Annotated in this window: 1 protein-coding gene; it reads left to right on the top strand. The window is 50.7% G+C overall.

What is annotated here, in order from left to right; genetic code table 11:
• Positions 1-276 (top strand): LysR family transcriptional regulator (locus tag F2P44_RS34740; RefSeq protein ID WP_308610548.1); only part of this gene is annotated, 276 nt, incomplete at its 5' end.
• Positions 277-300: the final 24 nt, after the last annotated feature.

Here is a 300-nt window from a genome sequence, read left to right as displayed (position 1 = left end):
ATGAGCCTGCCCGGTTTCGAACAGTCGATGTTTATGGCGGCGCAGCCCGGCCATAACTACATCGCCACGGCGCCATACTACTGTCATCACTATAATCAACTCCACCAGCGTAAGCTGATCGCCCTGCCCATTCCCATTGATGAAGCCCAGGCTGAAAAACTGACCGTTCCTTTCACGCTGATCTGGCATAAACGAAACAGCCATAATCCGAAAATCCTCTGGCTCCGTGAGACAATCAAAGCGCTATATGCCGCTCCAGCGCTTATTTTTGCCTAAGAAAATGTAAAGTTGGGTCCTCAG

The organism is Massilia frigida (assembly GCF_011682175.1).
In the GTDB taxonomy this organism is placed as follows: Bacteria; Pseudomonadota; Gammaproteobacteria; order Burkholderiales; family Burkholderiaceae_D; genus Telluria_A; species Telluria_A frigida.
The sequence above is the reverse complement of the archived record's forward strand: the minus strand, read 5'-3'. Positions and strand labels throughout refer to the sequence as shown.